Source organism: Pseudomonas sp. Lz4W, assembly GCF_000346225.2.
Classification (GTDB): Bacteria; Pseudomonadota; Gammaproteobacteria; order Pseudomonadales; family Pseudomonadaceae; genus Aquipseudomonas; species Aquipseudomonas paraversuta.
On the sequence record NZ_CP017432.1, the window covers coordinates 4,943,029 to 4,964,282 of the forward strand.

A 21,254-nucleotide genomic window follows, 5' to 3' on the forward strand; every position below is an offset into this window, starting at 1 on the left:
AGGACTGTCGGGCGTTTTTGTGTCTGAAAGGGGTTAAAACTTTACGGGGGTTTAACCGGGTCATTTCTGCACCCGTCACTCAGCCCTTATGGGTGATGAGCTGACAAACCCCGCGAGCAATCTCGTTCCTGCAGGTCTGTACGCACCTCAAATTGCAGGCAAAAAAAAGGGGAGCACATGCTCCCCCGAGGTTTAAAGCGTTTGGATCAAAGGCGGTATCAGGCTTCGATTTCGATCAGGATTTCGCCCGGGTTGACGCGATCGCCTTTGATCACATGGATGAGGAGGATCTTGCCAGCGATGGCGGCCTGTACTTCGGTCTCCATTTTCATCGCTTCGGTAATCAGTACCGATTGGCCAGCCTTGACGGTGTCGCCCACCTTGACCAGTACATCGACAATATTGCCCGGCATGGCAGTGCTGACGTGCCCCGGCTCGCTGGCCTGCTTGCGTTTGCTGGATGCACCGCCGACGAACTGGTTGAGCGGCTCGAACACCACTTCTTCGGGCATGCCGTCGATGGACAGGTAGAAGTGGCGCTTGCCCTCAGCCTTGACGCCCACACCGGTGATGTCGACGCGATAGCTTTCACCGTGGACGTCGATCACGAACTCGGTCGGTACGCCTTCGCCACCGGCGCTGCTCACGCCGCCCGCTTCAGGAATAGGCAGCAGCACTTCCGGCGCCAGGGTGCCAGCAGCACGCTCCTCGAGGAACTTGCGACCGATATCCGGGAACATGGCGTAGGTCAGCACGTCCTCTTCGGACTTGGCCAGCGCGCCGATTTCGCCACGCAACTTGACCATTTCCGGCTTGAGCAGGTCCGCTGGACGCACGTCGATCAGCTCTTCGTTGCCGATGGCCTGACGACGCAACTGCTCGTTGACCACGCCCGGCGCTTTGCCGTAGCCGCCCTGCAGGTAGAGCTTCACTTCGTTGGTGATGGTTTTGTAGCGCTCGCCGGCCAGTACGTTGAAAAACGCCTGGGTGCCGACGATCTGCGAGGTCGGGGTGACCAGCGGCGGGAAGCCCAGGTCTTCACGCACACGCGGGATTTCGGCCAGCACTTCGCTCATGCGGTTCAGCGCGCCCTGCTCTTTGAGCTGGTTGGCGAGGTTGGAGATCATCCCGCCCGGCACCTGATTGACCTGAACCCGGGTGTCGACCGCGGTGAATTCGCTTTCAAACTGGTGGTATTTTTTGCGCACGGCGTAGAAGTACAGACCGATTTCCTGCAGCAGCGCCAGGTCGAGGCCAGTGTCGTATTCGCTGCCTTTAAGGGCGGCAACCATCGACTCGGTACCCGGGTGGCTGGTGCCCCATGCGAAGCTGGAGATCGCGGTGTCGATATGACTGGCACCGTTTTCGATGGCCTTGAGCTGGCACATGGCGGCCAGACCGGCAGTGTCATGGGAGTGGATAAAGATCGGCAGGCCGATTTCAGCCTTCAGCGCTTTGACCAGCTCGCCCGTGGCGTACGGGGTCAGCAGGCCGGCCATGTCCTTGATCGCCACCGAGTCGCAACCCATGGCTTCCATCTGTTTGGCCTGGGCCACAAAGGCCTCGGTGGTGTGCACCGGGCTGGTGGTGTAGGCGATGGTGCCCTGGGCATGCTTGCCAGCCGCCTTGACCGCCTCGATGGCGACGCGCAGGTTGCGCACGTCATTCATGGCGTCAAAGATGCGGAATACGTCGATGCCGTTAACCGCCGCCTTGGCAACGAAGGCTTTGACCACATCATCGCTGTAGTGGCGGTAGCCGAGCAGGTTCTGGCCACGCAACAGCATTTGCAGGCGCGTGTTAGGCAAGGCTGCGCGCAACTGGCGCAGACGCTCCCACGGGTCTTCTTTCAGGAAGCGTACGCAGGCATCAAAGGTGGCGCCGCCCCAGACTTCCAGCGACCAGTAGCCGACTTTGTCGAGCTTGTCGCAAATCGGCAGCATATCTTCAGTGCGCATGCGGGTGGCCAGCAGCGACTGGTGAGCATCACGCAGGATGGTGTCAGTTACAAAGATCTTATTGGACATGAAAATATTCCTCACAGGCCTGCGTGGGCGGCAATGGCGGCGGCGATGGCCAGGGCCAGCTCTTCGGGTTTGCGCTTGATCGAATAGTTGGTCAGTTCAGGGTGGCTTTCTACGAAGCTGGTATTGAACTGGCCACTACGGAATTCCGGGTTACGCAGAATTTCCTGGTAATAGGCGGCGGTGGTTTTGACCCCCTGCAGACGCATATCGTCGAGGGCGCGCAAACCACGGTCCATCGCTTCTTCCCAGGTCAGCGCCCACACCACCAGTTTCAGACACATGGAGTCGTAATACGGGGGAATGGTGTAACCGGTATAGATCGCCGTGTCTGTACGCACGCCAGGCCCGCCGGGCGCGTAGTAACGGGTGATCTTGCCGAAGCTGGGCAGGAAATTGTTTTTCGGGTCTTCGGCATTGATCCGGAATTGCAGGGCAAAGCCGCGGTGATGAATGTCTTCCTGCTTGATCGACAGGGCCAGGCCCGAGGCGATGCGAATTTGTTCGCGAACAATGTCGATGCCGGTGATTTCTTCGGTGATGGTGTGTTCGACCTGCACCCGGGTATTCATCTCCATGAAGTACACCTCGCCCTCGGCGAGCAGGAACTCCACAGTACCGGCGTTCTCGTAACCCACCGCCTTGGCTGCACGCACGGACAGGTCGCCGATGTAGGCGCGCTGCTCCGGGGTCAACTGCGGGCTTGGGGCGATTTCGATCAGCTTCTGGTTGCGGCGCTGGATCGAGCAATCACGCTCGAACAGATGCACCACGTTGCCGAAACTGTCGCCGAGAATCTGCGCCTCGATGTGCTTGGGGTTAACGATGCATTTTTCGAGAAACACTTCAGCCGAGCCAAAGGCTTTGGTGGCTTCGGAGATAACCCGGGGGAATGCCTGTTCAAGCTCTTCGCGGCTGTTGCAACGACGAATCCCGCGACCGCCGCCACCCGATGTGGCTTTAAGCATCACCGGGTAACCGATGCGCTCGCCTTCGATCAGTGCTTCGTGAATATCGGCAACGTTGCCTTCAGTGCCCGGGGTAACCGGCACACCGGCCTTGATCATGCTGCGGCGCGCTTCGGTCTTGTCGCCCATGCGGCGAATGACTTCAGCGGACGGACCAATGAACTTGATTCCGCGCTCGGCGCAAATGTCAGCCAGTTCGGCATTTTCTGACAGAAAACCGTAACCGGGATGCAAGGCATCACAACCGGTTTCAACGGCCAGGTTCACCAGCTTGCGCGGGTTGAGATAGCCGGCCAGCGGGTCTTCGCCAATGCTGTGCGCTTCATCGGCGCGCTTGACGTGCAAGGCATGCCGGTCAGCTTCGGAATAGACCGCAACAGAGCGGATACCCATCTCGGCGCATGCACGCACGATGCGGACGGCAATTTCTCCGCGGTTGGCGATCAGGATCTTTTTTATCACTTGGAGTTTTCCTAAAGCCTATGGAACAAACGACCTGCTAGACCAGGTCGGCACGTGTCCAAATGTGTCTGAACCGTTGTGGGCTCACACTAGACCCACGCAGAGATAAACAAAAATCAATATTTCTTGGGTGATGCATAAGCAAAGACTTATAGTTGAATGACTTGCTCAGCCGGATAACTTACAAAAAATGCGTAAGTCATTGATGCGTATCACTTTTAGGCAGCTTCAAGTTTTTAACGAAGTCTGCGATCTGCGCTCTTACAGCCGTGCAGCTGAAGAAATGTCTCTCACTCAACCCGCCGTCAGTCTGCAAATTCGGCAGCTGGAAGAGCTGATCGGGCAGCCTTTATTCGATTACGTCGGTAAAAAGCTGTACATGACCGAGGCCGCTGAAGCGCTTCAGCTGGCCAGTCGAGATATTTTCGGGCGCCTGGAAAATCTCGATATGCAGCTTTCCGACATGCTGGGGTCACTGCAGGGGCAGCTGAAACTGGCGGTCGAATCGAGCGCCAAGTATTTCGTCCCGCACCTGTTTGCCGCATTCAAGCGCCAGCATCCGGAAGTCAATTTGCAGCTCACCGTGGTCAATCGCGCACAGGCTGTGCGTAGGCTGTCGGACAACCGCGACGACCTGGTGATCATGTCGATGGTGCCGCAAGACATGGGCCTGGAATTTTTGCCGTTTTTGAATAACCCGATTGTTGCCGTGGTCCCGGCGGACCACCCGCTGTGCGCTCTGGGCCCGTTACGTTTACAGGATCTGGAGCCTTACACCCTGCTGATGCGCGAGCAGGGATCGGGCACGCGCATGGCCTGCGAAGAATATTTCAAGGAAAAGCGCGTGCACTTCAATCACACACTGGAAGTGGCATCGAACGAATCCCAGCGTGAATGCGCAGTGGCCGGGCTGGGAGTGGCGCTGTTGACGCGCCACGCCGTCAGCCTGGAGCTGGCGACCGGACTGCTGCGCGAGCTGCCGGTCGAGGAGTTGCCGCTGTATCGCAGCTGGTGCGTGGTGCAGGCCAAAGCCAAGCGCCTGTCACCGGTGGCCCATGCTTTTCTGGACTTTATTCGCAGTGAACGCCTGCAAATCAGCGCACTGGTTGAGCGTTTCGACGGTCACTTGCCGAAATAGCCTGCCAGTAGTTAAGCGAGTTGAGGTCGGGATAATCGGCAGTTTCCATACTCAACTGACGCTGATTCGTACGGTCTTCAATCGCACGACGGAAGGCCATGCGCCGCTGGTCTTCTTGCTGACGACGGGTTTTGACGGCGCTGTTGCGTTCTTCGTAAGGCTGGGCCATTTCGAGTCTCCCAAGGCGTGTACGGGAGTTTCACGATGGACTTTGTTTATGACGACTTGGCGAAAGGGGGATGACAGGAAAATGAAGGCTGACAAAGTGCCTTATCTGCAGGAGCGAGCTTGCCTCGCGATCTTTTAAAGATCAAAAGCTCGCTCCTGCAGTGATTGTGCGGCGCTTAATCGTCGTGGCTTTTCAGCGACTTGGGTGACAGGCGCAGACTGCGAAGGCTGCGTTTAACGCTTTTGAGGTGGTTGACCAGGCTCGGACCGCGGGCCATGGCAACCCCCATCGCCAGCACGTCAATCACCACCAGGTGGGCAATACGCGACGTCAGCGGGGTATAGATTTCGGTGTCTTCGTGAACATCGATCGCCAGGTTGATGGTCGAAAGCTCGGCCAGGGGCGTTTGGCTTGGGCACAACGTGATCAGGGTGGCGCCACTTTCGCGCACCAGGTTGGCAGTGATCAGCAGGTCTTTGGAGCGGCCGGACTGTGAGATGCAAATCGCCACGTCAGTAGGCTTCAGGGTTACGGCCGACATCGCCTGCATGTGCGGGTCAGAGTAGGCAGCAGCGGTCAGCAGCAGGCGGAAAAACTTGTGCTGGGCATCCGCCGCTACAGCGCCAGAGGCACCAAAACCATAGAACTCGACCCGCTGCGCCTGGGACATGGCCGTCACGGCTTGCTGCAACGCTACCGGGTCGAGCTTTTCGCGCACGTCCATCAAGGTGTGCAGCGTGGTGTCGAAAATTTTCAGGCTGTAATCGGCAACCGAGTCGTCTTCATGAATCGCGAACTGACCAAAGCTGGCGCCAGCGGCCAGGCTTTGGGCCAGCTTGAGTTTCAGGTCCTGAAACCCGGAGCAGCCAATCGCGCGGCAAAAACGCACGATCGTGGGCTCACTGATGCCGACGCTGTGAGCCAGATCAGCCATGGAACTGTGCATTACAGCCGCAGGATCAAGCAGCACGTGATCGGCGACCTTGAGTTCCGATTTACGTAACAGGTGGCGTGACTGGGCGATATGTTGCAGCAGGTTCAAAGGGCAGGACTCGGTCTGTAAGCGGCGGGCGCCGGGGATGTAGCAATCTTGTAGTTATACTACAAGAAATCGCTTTCTGCCCAACCAATACATCGTCCTGCTCCAGTACTTCCCGCCATGTAGCTCTTTTTGACACTACATAACAACGACACCGGTGCGCAGCAAATCGCCTAAAGCCGTGGCGTTTACCGGACGACTGATCAAGTAACCCTGAACCTCGTCGCATCCCTGGCTCCTGAGAAACCCAAGTTGCACCTCATCTTCAACACCTTCAGCCACCACCTTGAGCTCCAGGCTGTGGGCCATGGCAATAATCGCAATGGTAATGGCATCGTCTTCGCTGCAGCGTCCGACACCGCGAATAAATACTTGATCGATCTTCACGTAATCCACGGCAAACCGCTTGAGGTAGCTGAGGGATGAATAACCGGTGCCGAAGTCATCGATCGCCAGCTTCACCCCCAACTCATGGAGCAGCTGGAAGGTCGTGATGACGTGTTCAACATTGTCCAGCAGCTGGCTTTCAGTCAATTCGAGCTCCAGGCAGTGCGGCGCCAGCCCGGTTTCTTCGAGCACCTGACGCACCAGGCTGACCAGCTTGCCCTGGCGCAACTGATGCCCCGAAAGGTTGACCGAAACCCGTATCGCAGCCAGCCCCGCACGTTGCCACTCACAGGCCTGACGACAGGCTTCGCGCAGCACAAACTCGCCGATGGCACCGATCAGGCCGGTCTCTTCAGCCAGGGCAATAAAGTCGCTCGGTGGCACGCTGCCCAACTGGGGATGGTCCCAACGCACCAACGCTTCGGCCGCATGCAGACGTCCCGTACGCAGGCACAGCTTGGGTTGATAGAAAACGTTGAGCTGGCCTTCGGCGATGGCTTTACGCAGTTGGTTTTCCAGCTGAAAACGCTCAAGGGTACTGTGTTGCAGACTGTGACTAAAAAACTGAAAAGTACCGCCGCCCACGTGCTTGGCTTGCTGCATGGCCTGGCTTGCCTGATTGACCAGGGTCGCAATGTCTCGGGCGCTGTCGGGCAACAGGCTGATCCCCATCGACGCACTGATCACCAGTTCATGGCCATCAATCAGCAACGGGCGGCTGAGTTTGCTCAACAAGCGGGTGGCCACCCGCGCCAGGCTGGTCAGGCTGGCATAGGTATCGAACAGGACAGCAAACTCATCGCCCGACAGGCGCGCAATGGTGTCGGCCTCGGGCAAGGCCTTGGTGAGGCGCTCTGCCACTTGCTGCAGCACCTGGTCTGCCAGTTCATGCCCAAGGCTGTCGTTGAGCAGCTTGAAACGGTCGAGATCGATGTGCAGCAGCGCCAGGTTGCGCGAGCCTTGACGCACCCGCTGGCTGGCCTCCTCCAGACGCTCCTTGAATAAAAGGCGATTGGCCAGACCGGTGAGCTCATCAAAATGGGTCAGGTGGCGCACCCGCACCTCAGAAATGCGGCGCGCTGAAAGGTCGCTGATAAAGGCCACGATATGACTGACACTCCCGGCCCCGTCGCGCACCACTTTGAGTTGCAGCCACTGAGGATAGAGTTCGCCGTTTTTGCGGGTTTCAACCAACTCCCCTTGCCAGCTGTCATGCAGGCCAAGCAAGGCCTGAATGGCTGGAAAATGACGACAGGCATCGCGGCTGCAGGCCAGCTCATCGACCCGGCGCCCGGTCAGCTCTGCAACCGCATAGCCACTGATATGACTAAACGCCTGATTGACCGCCAGCATTTTGTAAGCCGGGTCGAGAATCACGATACCTTCGCCGGCCGCTTCAAACACCGTTGCGGCCAATCGCCGCTGCTCCACTTCACGCGCCAGTTCGATATTGAGCTGTTTACTCAGGACGTTGGCTTGCTGCAGGTCTTCAAACACCTTCTGGTGATGCCGACGACGTATGTGTCGGTCCTGATTGATTTTCCAGCCGAGCACACCCACCAGCGCCAGAAAAATACCGGACCCTATGCCAATAACACCACCCAGCGAGCTAAAACCCTGAATCATTGGCAAAATTCTTAATTAGTGGATGAGCCAAAAAGTTTCCCGAGCATACACAAGCAACGCCTGCTACCAAATAGACGAAAACAGCGGCACGAATTCATCCGCACACTCCGTTCACTGCCGGCCCTGCTTTTCATCACAACCGGCAAAGCAATGCCCGACACGGATTGGGGTTTGCCCGGTTTGCCTGCTCCCCCTAGAATGGCCCGATGCGCGATGATCTCTCTCTATTATTAAATTCTCTCAACGATGCCCAACGTCAGGCCGTCACGGCCAGTGTCGGGCGTCAGTTGGTTCTGGCCGGCGCAGGTTCCGGCAAAACCCGTGTGCTGGTGCACCGTATCGCCTGGTTGATCCAGGTCGAAAACGCGTCGCCCCACTCCGTACTGTCGGTGACGTTCACCAACAAGGCCGCTGCCGAGATGCGTCATCGCATCGAACAGTTGATGGGTATCAACCCGGCCGGCATGTGGGTAGGCACCTTCCACGGCCTGGCTCACCGCCTGTTGCGTGCTCACTGGCAAGAAGCCGGGCTGAGCCAGACCTTCCAGATTCTCGACAGCGATGACCAGCAACGCTTGGTCAAACGGGTGATTCGCGAGCTGGGCCTCGATGAACAGCGCTGGCCGGTGCGTCAGGCGCAATGGTTTATCAACGGCCAGAAAGATGAAGGCCTGCGCCCCAAACACATTCAGGCCAGCGGCGATTTGTTCCTGGCCACCATGCGCAACATTTACGAAGCCTATGAAGCCGCGTGCCAGCGCGCCGGTGTGATCGACTTCTCCGAGCTGCTGTTGCGCGCCCTCGATCTGTGGCGCGACAACCCGGGGCTGCTGGCGCATTACCAGAAGCGTTTCCGGCACATTCTGGTGGACGAATTCCAGGACACCAACGCCGTTCAGTACGCCTGGCTCAGACTCCTGGCCCAGGGCGGCGACAGCTTGATGGTGGTGGGCGATGACGACCAGTCGATTTACGGCTGGCGCGGCGCCAAGATTGAAAACATCTATCAGTATTCAACCGACTTCCCGGACGCCGAAACCATTCGTCTGGAACAAAACTATCGCTCCAGTGCCGGCATCCTCAAAGCGGCCAACGCCCTGATTGCCAACAACACCGGGCGCATGGGCAAAGAACTGTGGACCGACGGCGGCGAAGGCGAAGCGATCAATTTGTACGCGGCCTTCAATGAGCACGACGAAGCACGGTATGTAGTCGAAACCATCGAAAGCGCCCTGAAAACCGGTCTTTCCCACAGCGATATCGCCATTCTGTACCGCTCCAACGCCCAGTCCCGGGTGCTTGAGGAAGCGTTGCTGCGCGAGCGTATTCCCTACCGTATTTATGGCGGTCAGCGCTTCTTCGAACGCGCCGAAATTAAAAACGCCATGGCCTACATGCGCCTGCTTGAAGGCCGCGGCAATGATGCAGCGCTGGAGCGGGTAATTAACGTCCCGGCTCGCGGCATTGGCGAAAAAACCGTCGAGGCCATTCGTGAGCACGCACGCCACAGCGATGTGTCGATGTGGGAAGCCATGCGCCAGCTCATCGCCAACAAGGCTTTGCCCGGTCGCGCTTCTGGCGCCATCACCGGCTTTATCGAGCTGATCGAAAATCTTTCGGCAAAAGTCATGGAGATGCCGCTGCATCTGATGACCCAGACCGTCATCGAGCAAAGCGGACTGATTGCCTACCACCAGGCGGAAAAAGGCGAAAAAGGCCAGGCACGGGTAGAAAACCTTGAGGAACTGGTGAGCGCGGCACGCAACTTCGAAAACAATGACGAAGATGAAGAACTGTCGCCATTGGCCGCCTTCCTCGGGCACGCGTCGCTGGAAGCGGGCGACACCCAGGCCGAAGAGCACGAAGACGGCATCCAGCTGATGACGCTGCACAGCGCCAAAGGCCTGGAGTTCCCGTACGTCTTCCTGGTGGGTATGGAAGAAGGTCTGTTCCCGCACAAGATGAGCCTGGAGGAGCCCGGCCGCCTTGAAGAAGAGCGTCGTCTGGCCTACGTGGGCATCACCCGGGCGATGCATAACCTGGTGATGACCTATGCCGAAACCCGTCGCCTGTACGGCGCCGAAACCTACAACAAGGTTTCACGTTTCGTGCGTGAGGTGCCGAAAGGACTGATTCAGGAAGTTCGACTTTCCAACAGTGTCAGTCGTCCTTTCGGCGGCGGTCAAAAGCAGAGTGCCAGCAGTCTGTTCGGTGGCTCGGAGATCCCGGAAACCGAATTCAAACTCGGCCAGCTGGTCAAGCATGCGGTGTTCGGCGAAGGTGTCATCCTCAACTTCGAGGGCGCAGGCGCACAGGCGCGGGTGCAGGTGAACTTCTCCGAGGGCAGCAAGTGGCTGATGATGGGCTACGCCAAACTTGAAGCCGTCTGACAGCTGGCCTACAGCTATTCAGGAATAAGATAGGTTGGCCCTGGACGCTTGCGGGAGCTGAATTGCCAGCGATACAACGAATGCGGTCACCTGATGCACCGCGTTCATGTAATCGCTGGCAAGCCAACTCCCACAAGATATTTCCCGCCTTCCTGCTTTGAAAAAATCCAACTCTTACATCCAAACAGGCAAAAGCCCGAAACACTTCACCGCTAGCCAGCCATACCTCACCTGTGCAACATGGCGCGCGTGTCATCCACAAATGGGAACCCCTTATGAAACGTTTTCTTAGCATCGCCATGGCGCTGTGCATCGGTTTGACGATGAGTCTCGACGCAAACGCCAAACGCTTCGGCGGCGGCAAGAGCTTTGGTTCGGCCCCTAGCCATCAAACGCGTCAGGCCGCTCCAGCCGCCGCAGCCCCTGCTGCTGCCGGTGCTGCGGGTGCAGCTGCCAAAGCCGGCGGTGCTTCGCGCTGGCTCGGCCCTCTGGCTGGCCTCGCTGCTGGCGGCCTGCTGGCGTCCATGTTCATGGGCGGCGGCTTCCAGGGCATGCAATTCTTCGACATTCTGATCATGGCGGTCATCGCCTTCCTGATCTTCCGCTTTATTGCCGCCCGTCGCCGCAAGCAACAGTCTGAAATGATGGCCCCGGCTGGCCACGCGCCAATGCAACGCGAAGCGTTCGATGCCAAGCCTGCAGCCTCGATCTTCGGTGGCGGCTCGGCTGCACCTGCAGCACGTCCGGTGATCAACGCTCCGGCCTGGTTCAACGAACAGAACTTCCTGGAAGCTGCGCGCAACCATTTCCAATCCCTGCAACAGCACTGGGATGCCAACGAAATGGACAAGATTGCCGAGTTCGTAACCCCACAAATGCTCGACTTCCTCAAGCGTGAACGTGCGGATCTGGGTGACGGCTTCCAGTCGACCTACATCGACAACCTGACCGTTCAACTGGACGGCCTGGATGATCGTGCTGACAAAACCATCGCGACCCTGACCTTCAGCGGTCTGTCGAAGTCTTCGCGCTTTGACCAGGGCGAAGCGTTCAGCGAAAGCTGGAACATGGAACGTCAGCAAGGTGATAACCAGCCTTGGCTGGTTGCCGGTATTCGCCAGAACGGCTAATCCATCAGGCATTGCACGCTGTAACCAAAACCCCGGACTTGTCCGGGGTTTTGCATTTCACGATTGCACTTATAACGAGCTACTGTATAAAGCGCGTCATATAAACCGCGCCATAGAGCATGAGGATTGAGGTCGTGGAAGAGATCATCGAACAACTACGTGAACAAAATGAGCCAGTGCCAGTGCCCCTGGAACTGCCAGATGAAGACCAATTGGTGGAAATCGAAGAACAACTGTTCATCGATATCCCGTTCGTATTCAGAGAGTTTTTGCTGACTGTCAGTGACGTGGTGTATGGCAGCCTGGAGCCGGTCACCGTAACCGATCCTCAGTCCCACACCTATCTGCCTGATGTAGCCGCGACCGCTTGGGATGCCGGTGTAGATCGCAGCCTGATCCCGATTTGTCAGGACGGTGACGACTACTACTGCGTTGAGGAAGACGGCACCGTGGTGCTGTGGTCCGGCGAAGAAGAACTGGTTACCGAAGAGACGTGGGAATCCGTCTGGCACTGGGCGCGGGACGTCTGGCTGGAAAGCTGATAGCTGTCCGCCCCGGGTTATTTTGCAGGAGCAGGCTTGCTCGCGAAGGCATCCGCACTGAACTCAGTGCGTCGCCAGCACCGCGAGGCAAGCTCGCTCCTGCAGAGACCGACTGTCTAGTGCCCCCCCTCCTTGTGATTATCCAGAGTTTCCAGCAGCGCCACCTGCATGCGCGTATGAATCCGGATAAACCAGCGCCACAATACTGCTGCAACCCCCGCCGCCACTACCGCAATCACCATCAGCAATTCATTGGTCGGCAAGATGCTCGCCGACAGTGCTGACAGCAGCAGAAAAATCACCAGCAACGATAAAATCGGGATCACTTCAGAGATCACCCGACGCAGGCGCTGGGTGTGCCGCCCGGCCATTTCAGGCTTGACGCCCATCTCCGCCAGCAACATCGACAGCGCTTTAAGCTTGCGATAGGCCGCGATCAAAAACGGCAGCGAGAGCAATAAGGCCGCCCCCCAGATCATGCCTTTTTGCCAGCTTGGCTCCAGGATCCAGCCCTGTAGATAGCGCCCGATTCGCGGAGCGAAATATCCGCCAGCAAAGAAAATGGCAATGACCAAAGCCAGATTCACCCCCACCTGAAGCAGTATTTTCCGGATCATGGCCGCCAGTAACGCACCCTCTCCCTGTGGCTGAATACTGCGCAGCCATTCGCCATACAGCCCAAAAACCCGGGACAGACGATTCGGCATGACCTGCGCCAGCTTGTGCGAGAGCGGATCTGCGGCGCGAATCAGGTAAGGCGTCATCAGGGTAGTGAGCACCGACACAGCGACCGCTACGGGGTACAAGAAGCTACTGGTGACCTGCAATGTCATCCCCAGCGCCGCGATGATGAAAGAGAATTCCCCAATCTGCGACAGCCCCATCCCGACCCGCAATGACGTCCGTCCGTCGTTACCTGCGATAAACGCGCCCAAGCCGCAAGAAAGCATCTTGCCCAGTACCACCGCGATGGTAATCACCACGATCGGCAGTGCGTATTCCAAAAGAATCGCCGGGTCGAGCATCAGCCCTATGGCGACGAAAAAGATGGCGCTGAACAAATCACGCACGGGTTCGATCAAGCGCTCGATTTTTAGCAACTGACGAGATTCGGCCATGATCGCGCCGATCAGGAAGGCCCCGAGTACCATGCTGTATTCCAGCTTGACCACCAGCAGGCAGAAGCCAAAACACAGCCCGAGCACAGTGATCAGCAACATCTCATTACTTTCAAACCTGGCGACATAGGCCAGCACTCGCGGCACCAACAAAATCCCGATGACCAGGGCCACGATCATAAACAACGACAGTTTGCCTACGGTCGAAAACACCTCTTCGGGGCTGACGCTACCGCTGACCGCAATACTGGACAGCAGCGCGATAATCCCGATACCTAAAATATCCTCAACGATCAGTACGCCAAAAATAAGCTGCGCGAAGCGCTCATTTTTCATCTTCAGGTCGTTAAGCGCCTTAACGATGATGGTGGTCGAGGAAATGGCCAGAATGGCCCCCAGAAACAGCGAGTCCATGGTGTTCCAGTCAAACCAGCGACCAATTTCGTAACCGATCCAGATCATCAGCGTTATTTCCATAAACGCTGCGATAAAAGCCGTGGCCCCCACCTTGAACAGTTTGCGCAGGCTAAATTCCAGCCCCAGACAAAACATCAAAAAAATCACGCCCAGTTCGGCCAGGATCCTGATCGTCTCTTCGTCGTGGATCAAACCAAATGGCGGGGTGTGCGGCCCGATAATAAAACCTGCAACGATGTACCCCAGAACTACGGGCTGCTTGAAGCGGTGGAAAAGGATGGTCACCACGCCTGCAACCAGCATGATGACTGCCAAATCCTGAATAAAACTGATGGCATGCATGGCTTGACGCTCCTTGTTTAATTATCACCAGGCAACAAGACGACAGACGCAGCTACTTAAGCTGTGCAAATCACCGTTTTAAATGTAGGAATTTCCCGATTGACGGGTTTTTGCAGGTTAACACTGCGACTTCGAGCTGAAAGGCAGTGCAATATATGGAAACAGATGGACATAAGCGTGACGGCAGCCAAAACCGTAGCGTCCCGTTATTTACTGTTTCAAAAATCGACAAGTATCCACAGAGATACCCATTTCACTGCTGCAACACTACCGCGAGCCTGCTGCTATGGAACCCGGAAACGCCCAACTGTCGATGACGGTCCTGATGACCCCGGATATGGCCAACTTTTCTGGCAATGTTCACGGCGGAACCCTGCTCAAGTACCTCGATGAAGTCGCTTACGCGTGCGCCAGCCGCTATGCGGGTCGTTATGTAGTCACCCTGTCGGTGGATCAGGTGATTTTTCGCGAGCCGATCCACGTCGGCGAGTTGGTCACCTTCCTCGCATCGGTCAACTACACCGGCAACACCTCGATGGAAGTCGGGATCAAGGTGGTCACCGAAAATATCCGTGAACGCTCAGTACGCCATACCAACAGCTGTTTCTTCACCATGGTAGCCGTGGACGACGACCGCAAACCCGCGGCCGTACCGCCTTTGCAACCGGTGAACAGCGAAGACAGGCGCCGTTTTATCCAGGGCAAGCAACGTCGCCAGATCCGTCAGGAGCTGGAGCAGCGCTACAGAGAGTTGAAACACGAAGGGGTATAACGCGCTACAGAACGCTGTGGGGGCTGGCTTGCCAGCTCCCACAAATTATCTGTGATGTGCCTACAGATTGATCGGCACAGCTTCAAACCGCACGCGCGGATGGGCTATGCGGTCCTGGGCCCTGACCAGTTGCAGCTCATAGCTGGTGCACGCCTGGGTTTCGAGCAACACCTCATGCACTGCCGCTGCCGTAAACTCAAACGCAGCCACCAGGCTGTCGCCCAGCAGCACTCGCGCCAGGAACAATCCTGACGTCAGGTCGCCAACCCCCACAGGCTGACGCGGGAAGGCCAGCAACGGGCGGCGCAAGTGCCAGTTACCCTCAGCGGTCACCAGCAGCATCTCGAAGCTCTCTGCCGGCTTGCCGGGATATGACAAGTGCTTGACCAGCACGGCCTTCGGGCCGCGTGCCAGCAAACTGCGCGCCATCGCCAGACAGTCGAGCAGTGATTGCGGATGACGACCGCAGAAACTGTCGAGCTCCAACTGGTTCGGACATAAAAAATCCGCCATCGCGGCAGCTTCTTCGAGCAGGAAGCTACTGACTTCCTCGGGCACGATGCAGCCCTTTTCAGGGTGCCCCATTACCGGGTCGCAGAGGTACAGCGCATTCGGGTTAACCGCTTTAATGCGCGCCACACCACTGAGGATCGCCCTCCCTTGCGCGGCACTGCCCAGATAGCCGGACAGGACCGCATCGCAATTGCCCAACTCACCGATTGCGGCAATACCCTCGACCAGTGCAGGAATTTGTTCAGGAGCCAGCACTTCCCCCGTCCACTGACCATACTGGGTGTGATTGGAGAACTGCACCGTGTTCAAAGGCCATACGTTCACCCCGACGCGCTGCATGGGAAATACAGCAGCGCTGTTGCCGGCATGGCCGAAAACCACGTGGGATTGGATGGCGAGTAAATGAGGTGTACGTTTCATGCCGGATTCCAGACTACGGGTGGATTCAAGCCACGCAGTATGCGGCTAAATGCAGCCTGTACGACAGGCTGAAGACGCAGTTAAGCTGAACCTAATCTGTTGGAGCGCACTTAATGCTGACCCTTGGAAATATGTTTGTGCTGATGCTGCTGGCAACTGGCGCTGCCTGGCTGTGGCACAACCACGGCCTGCGCGAACGGGCGCTGGAGCGGGTCAAACAACACTGCAAAAACCTTGATATCGATTTACTGGATGAGAACGTCGCGCTTAAAAAAATCGGCCTGGTAGCCGATGCCAACGGCCGCAAGCGCCTGGCGCGCGTGTATAACTTTGAATTCACGGTAACCGGCGAGCAACGCCACACCGGGACCATCACGCAATTCGGTGCCCATAGCGCAAAAATCGAACTGCCGCCCTACCCGTTCAAAACTGAACCTGAACCGAGCGAGATCCCCAGCGCCCAGGTGATTGAACTCAGCCAATGGCGCCAGGACCACAGCAAGACCCGTCACTGACCCCGGATGGCTGACGAAGCGCCCGCAAGAGCTGCCGAAAACTGCTCCTGCGGTTAGCCAATACCTTCAAGACATCGCAGGCAAAATGCCTGTGGATAACTTTTCAAGAAACCGCCCTGAACCCCCGAAATAGACGCTTGATCCGGATTTTAGCCGGGAATAATTCATGCTCGCGCCGAAGATTGTAGGACAACTTTACCAGCACAAAATGTGCCCGAAACGCCCTGTTATCGACCCAAGCAGGCAACCATGCCTGGGCAAAAGACTACTCGATGCAGTTTTTCAGCCCGAACAGCAATGAATTCACGTCCTGTGGCTGATCGAAAATCAGTTCAATGCGTGAATCCTTGCGCCACTCACTTGGTTTCCAGTCTGCAACACAGTTATCCACAGAATTTGTTGAAAACCAGCCCGAAGAGCCATGGATAACCAGCTTGGCGCGACGCCAATCCAGACTTTCCAGCCACTGCTGCAACCGCCCCAGATCAAATTGCCGGGACGGATGCCAGCACCACCCCGCACTCCACCCTTCAGGGTCAAGCCGGGTCATTACAACCGGGGTATCGGGACTGGAAAACACCCTGCCAATTTGATTAATATCCTTATAAATCAACGAGTTATCCACAGCATGAATAACATTCATATTGGCTGCAGGCAGCGTATTTAAAGGGATTCGGCCATGTTCGGTCCATACAATCGGGCACTTTGGCAGGTCATATGCAATTCGCTCACGTTGCTCGTTTTGCACACTATTAGATTTATTCATGACCACTAAACCGGCGATTTCCAGGGCCGTTTTCTGGGTTTGAGGCAGGGGTTTTCCCTGGGCCAGTGCTTGTGCATCCAGCACCATGACACAGGGCTGCAACGCCAAAACCCCCAGCCACGGAGCCTCGCTGAGTTGCTTGATGATTTGGGCCGGATGCCCCAGACCGGAAGGCTCAATAAACAATCGATCGGGACGAGCCTTGCGTAAAAGACGGCTCAAACCGATCTGAAACGGCGCGCCATTGACGCAACACACGCAGCCACCCGCCACTTCGGCAATGGCGACAGCACCGTCCTGCTGGCTCATTAAAGCCGCGTCCAGGCCAATTTGACCGAACTCATTGACCAGTACAGCCCAGCGTTCGTGTTCAGGCTTTTGCGTCATCAGGTGCTGGAGCAGACTGGTTTTGCCGGCCCCCAGGGGACCGGCAATCAGGTGGGTGGGAATGTTGTGCAACATTTTTGCCGGCTTCTGTATTGATCGAAGTAAACAATATGCCTCAGGCCAGCCAATCGAGGGTCAAAATCAGCCGCCGCTCTCCCGGAGCCAATGCCGGCGAACGATGGATCAGGCCAGCCCCCTCATTGCCCTGCCATTTTTCGCCCTTGAGCAATGCCACCTCGCCGGTATTTATTTGCTCAATTAACCAACAGTCCAGTGGTTCGGCCTGGGGTTGTCCTAGCTGACATCGCTCCATCACGCCCTCCTTCAACCACTGGCTGCCTATCCCCGCGTAAGTGGTAATAAGTCGTACAGGCACGTGATCCACATGAAATCTTGGGCACATCGCTTTATCCAGAGCCCTCAGACGCAGCCCAATGCGTTTTGCGCCCAACAAACAGGCATAGGCACTGACGAGCCAGGAAATGTCGGCAATAAAGCTCTCATAGCCCTCCAGATCGTTGAACCTTGAGGCAAGGCCGCTGAGGTTCGGCCGGGCCTTTTCATCGGCCATTTCAAGCACCAATGCGTCCGCCAGAGGCTCATCCAGCGAAAGTAACAAAGCTGAAAAATCGGTGATCTGGACCGGCAACTGACGCTGCCAAATGGTCATATTGACGTCATCCTGAAGAATTTTCGCCATCACATCCGGGCTTGTTCCCCGCACGTCACCGACCGCCGGGCGGGCAATTTGAGCGAGCGTTTGCATCATCCGGCCACCTCTTCGTGCCATTGCCCAAACGGATCGTTCAGCTGCTTCCACACCTCGACCCCCAAGCTCATTTCTGCATCCGAGAGCAAACAGGCATCGAGTTCCGCCGTCAGCAGCAAAAAGTCTATGTGCTGACCGATAAACACCAGCTCCTGACGGCAGTCTGCGGTGTCCGGCAACCACTTTTGCAGGATTTCAGCCCTGGTTTGTGCATCTTCTGGCCATTGATCGCGGGGCACGAAACGCCACCAGCGTCCGGCGAATCCATAGCGCATCAGGCCCCCGGCCTGGGACCAGCTGCCTGCTTCCTGGTACTTGCTGGCCAGCCAGAAAAAGCCCTTTGAACGCAGCAGTTTGCCGTTGGTCCAGGGCCGATCAATAAAATTAAAAAAACGCTCGGGGTGAAACGGCCGGCGCGCGCGATAAGCCGTGGAAGCGATGCCGTATTCCGCAGTTTCCGGCACATGCGCGCCGCGTAACTCTTGTAACCAGCCCGGTGCCTGGGCTGCCCGCTCGAAGTCAAAACGGCCGGTATTGAGGATTTTTTTCAGAGGGACTTCACCCATCACCATCGGAATTATTTCGGCCTGGGCATTCAGGCGCTCAAGAATGGCGATTAATTCCAGGCGGTCGGCGCTACTGATGAGATCACTTTTGCTGATCAAGATAACGTCTGCGAACTCAATTTGTTCTATTAGCAGATCGGTTATTGAGCGTTCATCGTCTTCACCCAGGGTCTCTCCACGGGATGCCAGGCTCTCCGAGTCCTGGTAATCCTGCAAAAAATTCAGGCCATCGACCACAGTGACCATGGTGTCCAGGCGAGCGATATCGGCCAGGCTTTGGCCTGAATCGTCGCGAAAAGTGAAAGTTTCTGCCACCGGCAGGGGTTCCGAAATACCGGTTGATTCGATCAATAAATAATCAAACCGCCCCTCTTTGGCTAACTTGCTGACTTCTTCAAGAAGGTCTTCACGCAGGGTGCAACAGATGCAGCCATTGCTCATTTCGACCAGTTTTTCTTCGGCCCGATTGAGGCTCACATCGCGCTGAACCTCACCACCATCAATATTGATTTCGCTCATGTCATTGACGATGACGGCCACGCGCAAGTTGTCGCGATTGCGCAAAATGTAATTGAGCAGGGTACTTTTTCCTGCTCCGAGAAATCCGGACAGCACAGTCACCGGCAAACGTTTTGACATGGGAGTTCCTCACCAGGGTTAGCAGGTCAAAGCGCCCGCTTTAAGGCCGACCGTTTCCGATCGTCGATAATGATACATTATAACAATACAAAGCATTAGAATTGTTATCTTGTAACGTTTCGCCATTCACTCGATGGAAGCCCTAATGAACGCCCTGACCCTTCCGGACATCGCCTCGCAAAACGCCCGACAATCTCTACCCCTCGAATGGGTCGGCATGTGCGGGATCGCATTGCCCGTGCTGATTAACGCTCAGCGACACACCGCAACAGCCGATGCAGGCGTTAGCCTAGATGATGGAGAAGCTCGCGGGATCCACATGTCGCGCCTTTATCTCGCGCTAGAAGTTCTAGAGTCGCAGGAGCTGAACCCTCTACTTTTGAAAATAATTTTGCAGCGATTTCTCGACAGTCACGATGATTTATCGATCTGTGCCTACCTGAGAATTCACACCCAATTGCTGCTAAAGCGGCCGGCACTGGTCAGCCCTTTAAGCGGCTGGAAGAGTTACCCGGTGAGCATCGATGCATCTCTGAAAAACGGAATGTTCCACGTGGAACTAAAAATTGAGGTGACCTATTCATCCACCTGCCCGTGCTCGGCGGCATTGGCCCGGCAGTTAATTCAGCAACAATTCGTCAGTGACTTTGCCAACCAGCCGCTGCATCACGCCGATGTATTAACCTGGCTTGGCAGTTCACAAGGCATAGTCGCAACACCCCATAGCCAAAGAAGTACCGCTTGCCTGCAGCTCAACCTGAGCTCCGAGCTACAGTCTTTGCCGATCGAAATGATCATTGATGAGGCAGAACGAGCGCTGGGGACTGCGGTACAAACTGCGGTGAAGCGCGCAGATGAACAAGCCTTCGCTCTGGCCAATGGGCAGAATTTAATGTTTTGTGAAGATGCCGCGCGGCGCTTGAATGTGGCACTGAAGATAGCTCCCGGGGTGAAAGGCTTCATGCTGAAAGTGGTTCACGCCGAAAGTCTGCACAGCCATGATGCCGTCGCTGAAAGCCGCTGGAACTGGAGAGTCTGATGATCCGCAAAAATCCGTCCGGCGATTTACCGCAAATTGCAGAGTCCGCATACGTCGACAGAACCGCCATCATCTGCGGCAAGGTGGTGATTGGCGAGAACGTATTCGTCGGGCCATATGCCGTTATCCGCGCCGACGAAGTCGACAAGGACGGCGGTATGCAGCCCATCAGCATTGGTGCCAATTCCAATATTCAGGATGGCGTAGTCATACATTCAAAGTCCGGGGCGGCAGTGACCATTGGTGAATACACTTCGATTGCCCACCGCTCCATCGTCCACGGGCCATGCCGTGTTGGCGACCGGGTGTTCATCGGTTTCAACAGCGTGCTGTTCAATTGCGAGCTGGGGGATGGTTGCGTAGTCCGGCATAACTCGGTCGTAGATGGCCGCGACCTGCCGGATAATTTTTATGTGCCGTCAACGACACGTATCGGACCCAACACTGACCTGAGCCAGTTTTCTCCCGTCAGTGTCAGTGCCTCGGAGTTTTCAGAGGATGTAGCGCGCACCAACGTAGATCTGGTGCGCGGCTATAAAGCGCTGCAAAACGAATTTTAATCAGCGCGTGGTTTGACTGTTCCACAGTTCTGTCCGAGCCAGACCGCGCGGGTATCCATGCTGCCTTTTTGCTGGATGCCCGTCGCGTTGAAGGTGCCATTGACCTGGGTAGTGAATTCACGATCGCTGACGAAAGTTGCTATCCCGGCACCCTGGGCTTTTGGGCAACTAAAGCGGAACTTCCATTTATTTCCACTACGCTCAGTGATCTGCTGATTACATCCTGACTTGGGATCGGTCAGTGGAATCTCATCCGATTTAACCTGATCGGGCGTGAGACAAACCCGAACCCCCTTGCCTCCCATGGTCAGTCCCTGATTCTCCAATTGGGCTTTTTGTTCCGGGGTCAGCATGTTCTGTAATTGGCCTAGCATTACCTGCAAGTCAGGCAGTTGCTGACCATCTACCTGCATGTTGCTGGAGGTAAGTTCCCACAGACCCGGTTGCAGCATCTGGGCCTGTGCAGCTACGGGGATCGACAAACCACAGGCCATAAATAACCCAAGCAGACGAACATTCATCAAGAAACTCCTACGGAATTGTCCGCATTAGACGT

The 21,254-nt window shown here is 56.5% G+C and carries 19 protein-coding genes; 8 read left to right on the forward strand and 11 right to left on the reverse strand.

Features of this window, described 5'->3' with window-relative positions; all coding sequences use genetic code 11:
* Positions 1–218 precede the first annotated feature (218 nt).
* Together oadA and B195_RS22525 are read right to left on the reverse strand one after the other, a co-directional pair.
* Positions 219–2,027, reverse strand: coding sequence for a sodium-extruding oxaloacetate decarboxylase subunit alpha (gene oadA, locus B195_RS22520; RefSeq protein WP_003438100.1), 1,809 nt, complete (start codon positions 2,025–2,027; stop codon positions 219–221).
* A gap of 11 nt (positions 2,028–2,038) precedes the next feature.
* Positions 2,039–3,454 (reverse strand): acetyl-CoA carboxylase biotin carboxylase subunit, encoded by a 1,416-nt coding sequence (locus B195_RS22525; protein WP_003438098.1) that lies wholly within the window; start codon positions 3,452–3,454, stop codon positions 2,039–2,041.
* Between the two features lie 190 nt (positions 3,455–3,644).
* Here B195_RS22525 and B195_RS22530 point away from each other — a divergent pair, with 190 nt between their 5' ends.
* A complete protein-coding gene (locus B195_RS22530) occupies positions 3,645–4,592 on the forward strand; it encodes a LysR family transcriptional regulator (RefSeq protein WP_003438097.1) in 948 nt (315 codons plus the stop codon).
* Here B195_RS22530 and B195_RS22535 read toward each other — a convergent pair.
* The 3 genes from B195_RS22535 to B195_RS22545 all read right to left on the reverse strand — a co-directional run bounded on the left by B195_RS22535 (position 4,549) and on the right by B195_RS22545 (position 7,813).
* Positions 4,549–4,761, reverse strand: a complete 213-nt coding sequence (locus B195_RS22535) for a PA3496 family putative envelope integrity protein (RefSeq protein ID WP_003438094.1) — start codon at positions 4,759–4,761, stop codon at positions 4,549–4,551. The genes B195_RS22530 and B195_RS22535 overlap by 44 nt on opposite strands.
* 175 nt (positions 4,762–4,936) lie before the next feature.
* The gene (gene hexR / locus B195_RS22540; protein WP_003438091.1) at positions 4,937–5,803 is read right to left on the reverse strand and encodes a transcriptional regulator HexR; all 867 of its coding nucleotides are present in this window, start codon (positions 5,801–5,803) and stop codon (positions 4,937–4,939) included.
* Positions 5,804–5,938: 135 nt separating this feature from the next.
* Positions 5,939–7,813, reverse strand: coding sequence for a bifunctional diguanylate cyclase/phosphodiesterase (locus B195_RS22545; RefSeq protein ID WP_003438089.1), 1,875 nt, complete (start codon positions 7,811–7,813; stop codon positions 5,939–5,941).
* Between the two features lie 206 nt (positions 7,814–8,019).
* Here B195_RS22545 and uvrD point away from each other — a divergent pair, with 206 nt between their 5' ends.
* From uvrD to B195_RS22560, 3 genes are all read left to right on the forward strand, one after another.
* Positions 8,020–10,203 (forward strand): DNA helicase II, encoded by a 2,184-nt coding sequence (gene uvrD / locus B195_RS22550; RefSeq protein ID WP_003438087.1) that lies wholly within the window; start codon positions 8,020–8,022, stop codon positions 10,201–10,203.
* 275 nt (positions 10,204–10,478) lie between these two features.
* The gene (locus B195_RS22555) at positions 10,479–11,333 is read left to right on the forward strand and encodes a Tim44 domain-containing protein (RefSeq protein ID WP_003438085.1); all 855 of its coding nucleotides are present in this window, start codon (positions 10,479–10,481) and stop codon (positions 11,331–11,333) included.
* Between the two features lie 134 nt (positions 11,334–11,467).
* Positions 11,468–11,875 carry an SMI1/KNR4 family protein gene (locus tag B195_RS22560; protein WP_003438083.1) on the forward strand — a complete coding sequence of 136 codons (408 nt, stop codon included), beginning with the start codon at positions 11,468–11,470 and terminating at the stop codon, positions 11,873–11,875.
* Between the two features lie 116 nt (positions 11,876–11,991).
* Here the strand turns inward: B195_RS22560 and B195_RS22565 are convergent, their stop codons facing one another.
* Positions 11,992–13,752: a cation:proton antiporter gene (locus tag B195_RS22565; protein WP_003438081.1), complete on the reverse strand. Its 1,761-nt coding sequence runs from the start codon at positions 13,750–13,752 to the stop codon at positions 11,992–11,994.
* A gap of 286 nt (positions 13,753–14,038) precedes the next feature.
* Between B195_RS22565 and B195_RS22570 the strand changes: the two genes are divergently transcribed.
* Entirely contained in the window at positions 14,039–14,524 is a 486-nt protein-coding gene (locus B195_RS22570; protein ID WP_003438079.1) for an acyl-CoA thioesterase, read from the forward strand.
* A 60-nt stretch (positions 14,525–14,584) separates the two neighbouring features.
* Here B195_RS22570 and pdxY read toward each other — a convergent pair whose 3' ends face one another.
* Positions 14,585–15,457 (reverse strand): pyridoxal kinase PdxY, encoded by an 873-nt coding sequence (gene pdxY / locus B195_RS22575; protein ID WP_003438078.1) that lies wholly within the window; start codon positions 15,455–15,457, stop codon positions 14,585–14,587.
* Between the two features lie 113 nt (positions 15,458–15,570).
* Between pdxY and B195_RS22580 the strand changes: the two genes are divergently transcribed.
* On the forward strand, positions 15,571–15,972 hold the full coding sequence (locus B195_RS22580; RefSeq protein ID WP_003438076.1) for a DUF3301 domain-containing protein: 402 nt from the start codon (positions 15,571–15,573) through the stop codon (positions 15,970–15,972).
* Between the two features lie 265 nt (positions 15,973–16,237).
* On the opposite strand, the gene B195_RS22585 is transcribed toward B195_RS22580, so the two are convergent.
* From B195_RS22585 to zigA, 3 genes are read right to left on the reverse strand one after another with little or no spacing between them, the layout of a single operon-like run.
* Positions 16,238–17,200, reverse strand: a complete 963-nt coding sequence (locus B195_RS22585; RefSeq protein WP_003438075.1) for a GTP-binding protein — start codon at positions 17,198–17,200, stop codon at positions 16,238–16,240.
* A 40-nt stretch (positions 17,201–17,240) separates the two neighbouring features.
* The gene (locus B195_RS22590) at positions 17,241–17,894 is read right to left on the reverse strand and encodes a DUF1826 domain-containing protein (protein ID WP_003438073.1); all 654 of its coding nucleotides are present in this window, start codon (positions 17,892–17,894) and stop codon (positions 17,241–17,243) included.
* Complete coding sequence (gene zigA / locus B195_RS22595; RefSeq protein ID WP_003438071.1) at positions 17,891–19,099, reverse strand: zinc metallochaperone GTPase ZigA; 1,209 nt, start codon at positions 19,097–19,099, stop codon at positions 17,891–17,893. Before zigA ends, B195_RS22590 begins: the two co-directional genes overlap by 4 nt.
* Before the next feature lie 145 nt (positions 19,100–19,244).
* Between zigA and folE2 the strand changes: the two genes are divergently transcribed.
* Entirely contained in the window at positions 19,245–20,138 is an 894-nt protein-coding gene (folE2, locus tag B195_RS22600) for a GTP cyclohydrolase FolE2 (RefSeq protein ID WP_003438069.1), read from the forward strand.
* A complete protein-coding gene (locus B195_RS22605; protein WP_003438067.1) occupies positions 20,138–20,698 on the forward strand; it encodes a DapH/DapD/GlmU-related protein in 561 nt (186 codons plus the stop codon). The genes folE2 and B195_RS22605 overlap by 1 nt, the downstream gene beginning before the upstream one ends.
* Here the strand turns inward: B195_RS22605 and B195_RS22610 are convergent.
* Positions 20,695–21,219 (reverse strand): DUF3617 domain-containing protein, encoded by a 525-nt coding sequence (locus tag B195_RS22610; protein WP_003438065.1) that lies wholly within the window; start codon positions 21,217–21,219, stop codon positions 20,695–20,697. The genes B195_RS22605 and B195_RS22610 overlap by 4 nt on opposite strands.
* Positions 21,220–21,254 lie beyond the last annotated feature (35 nt).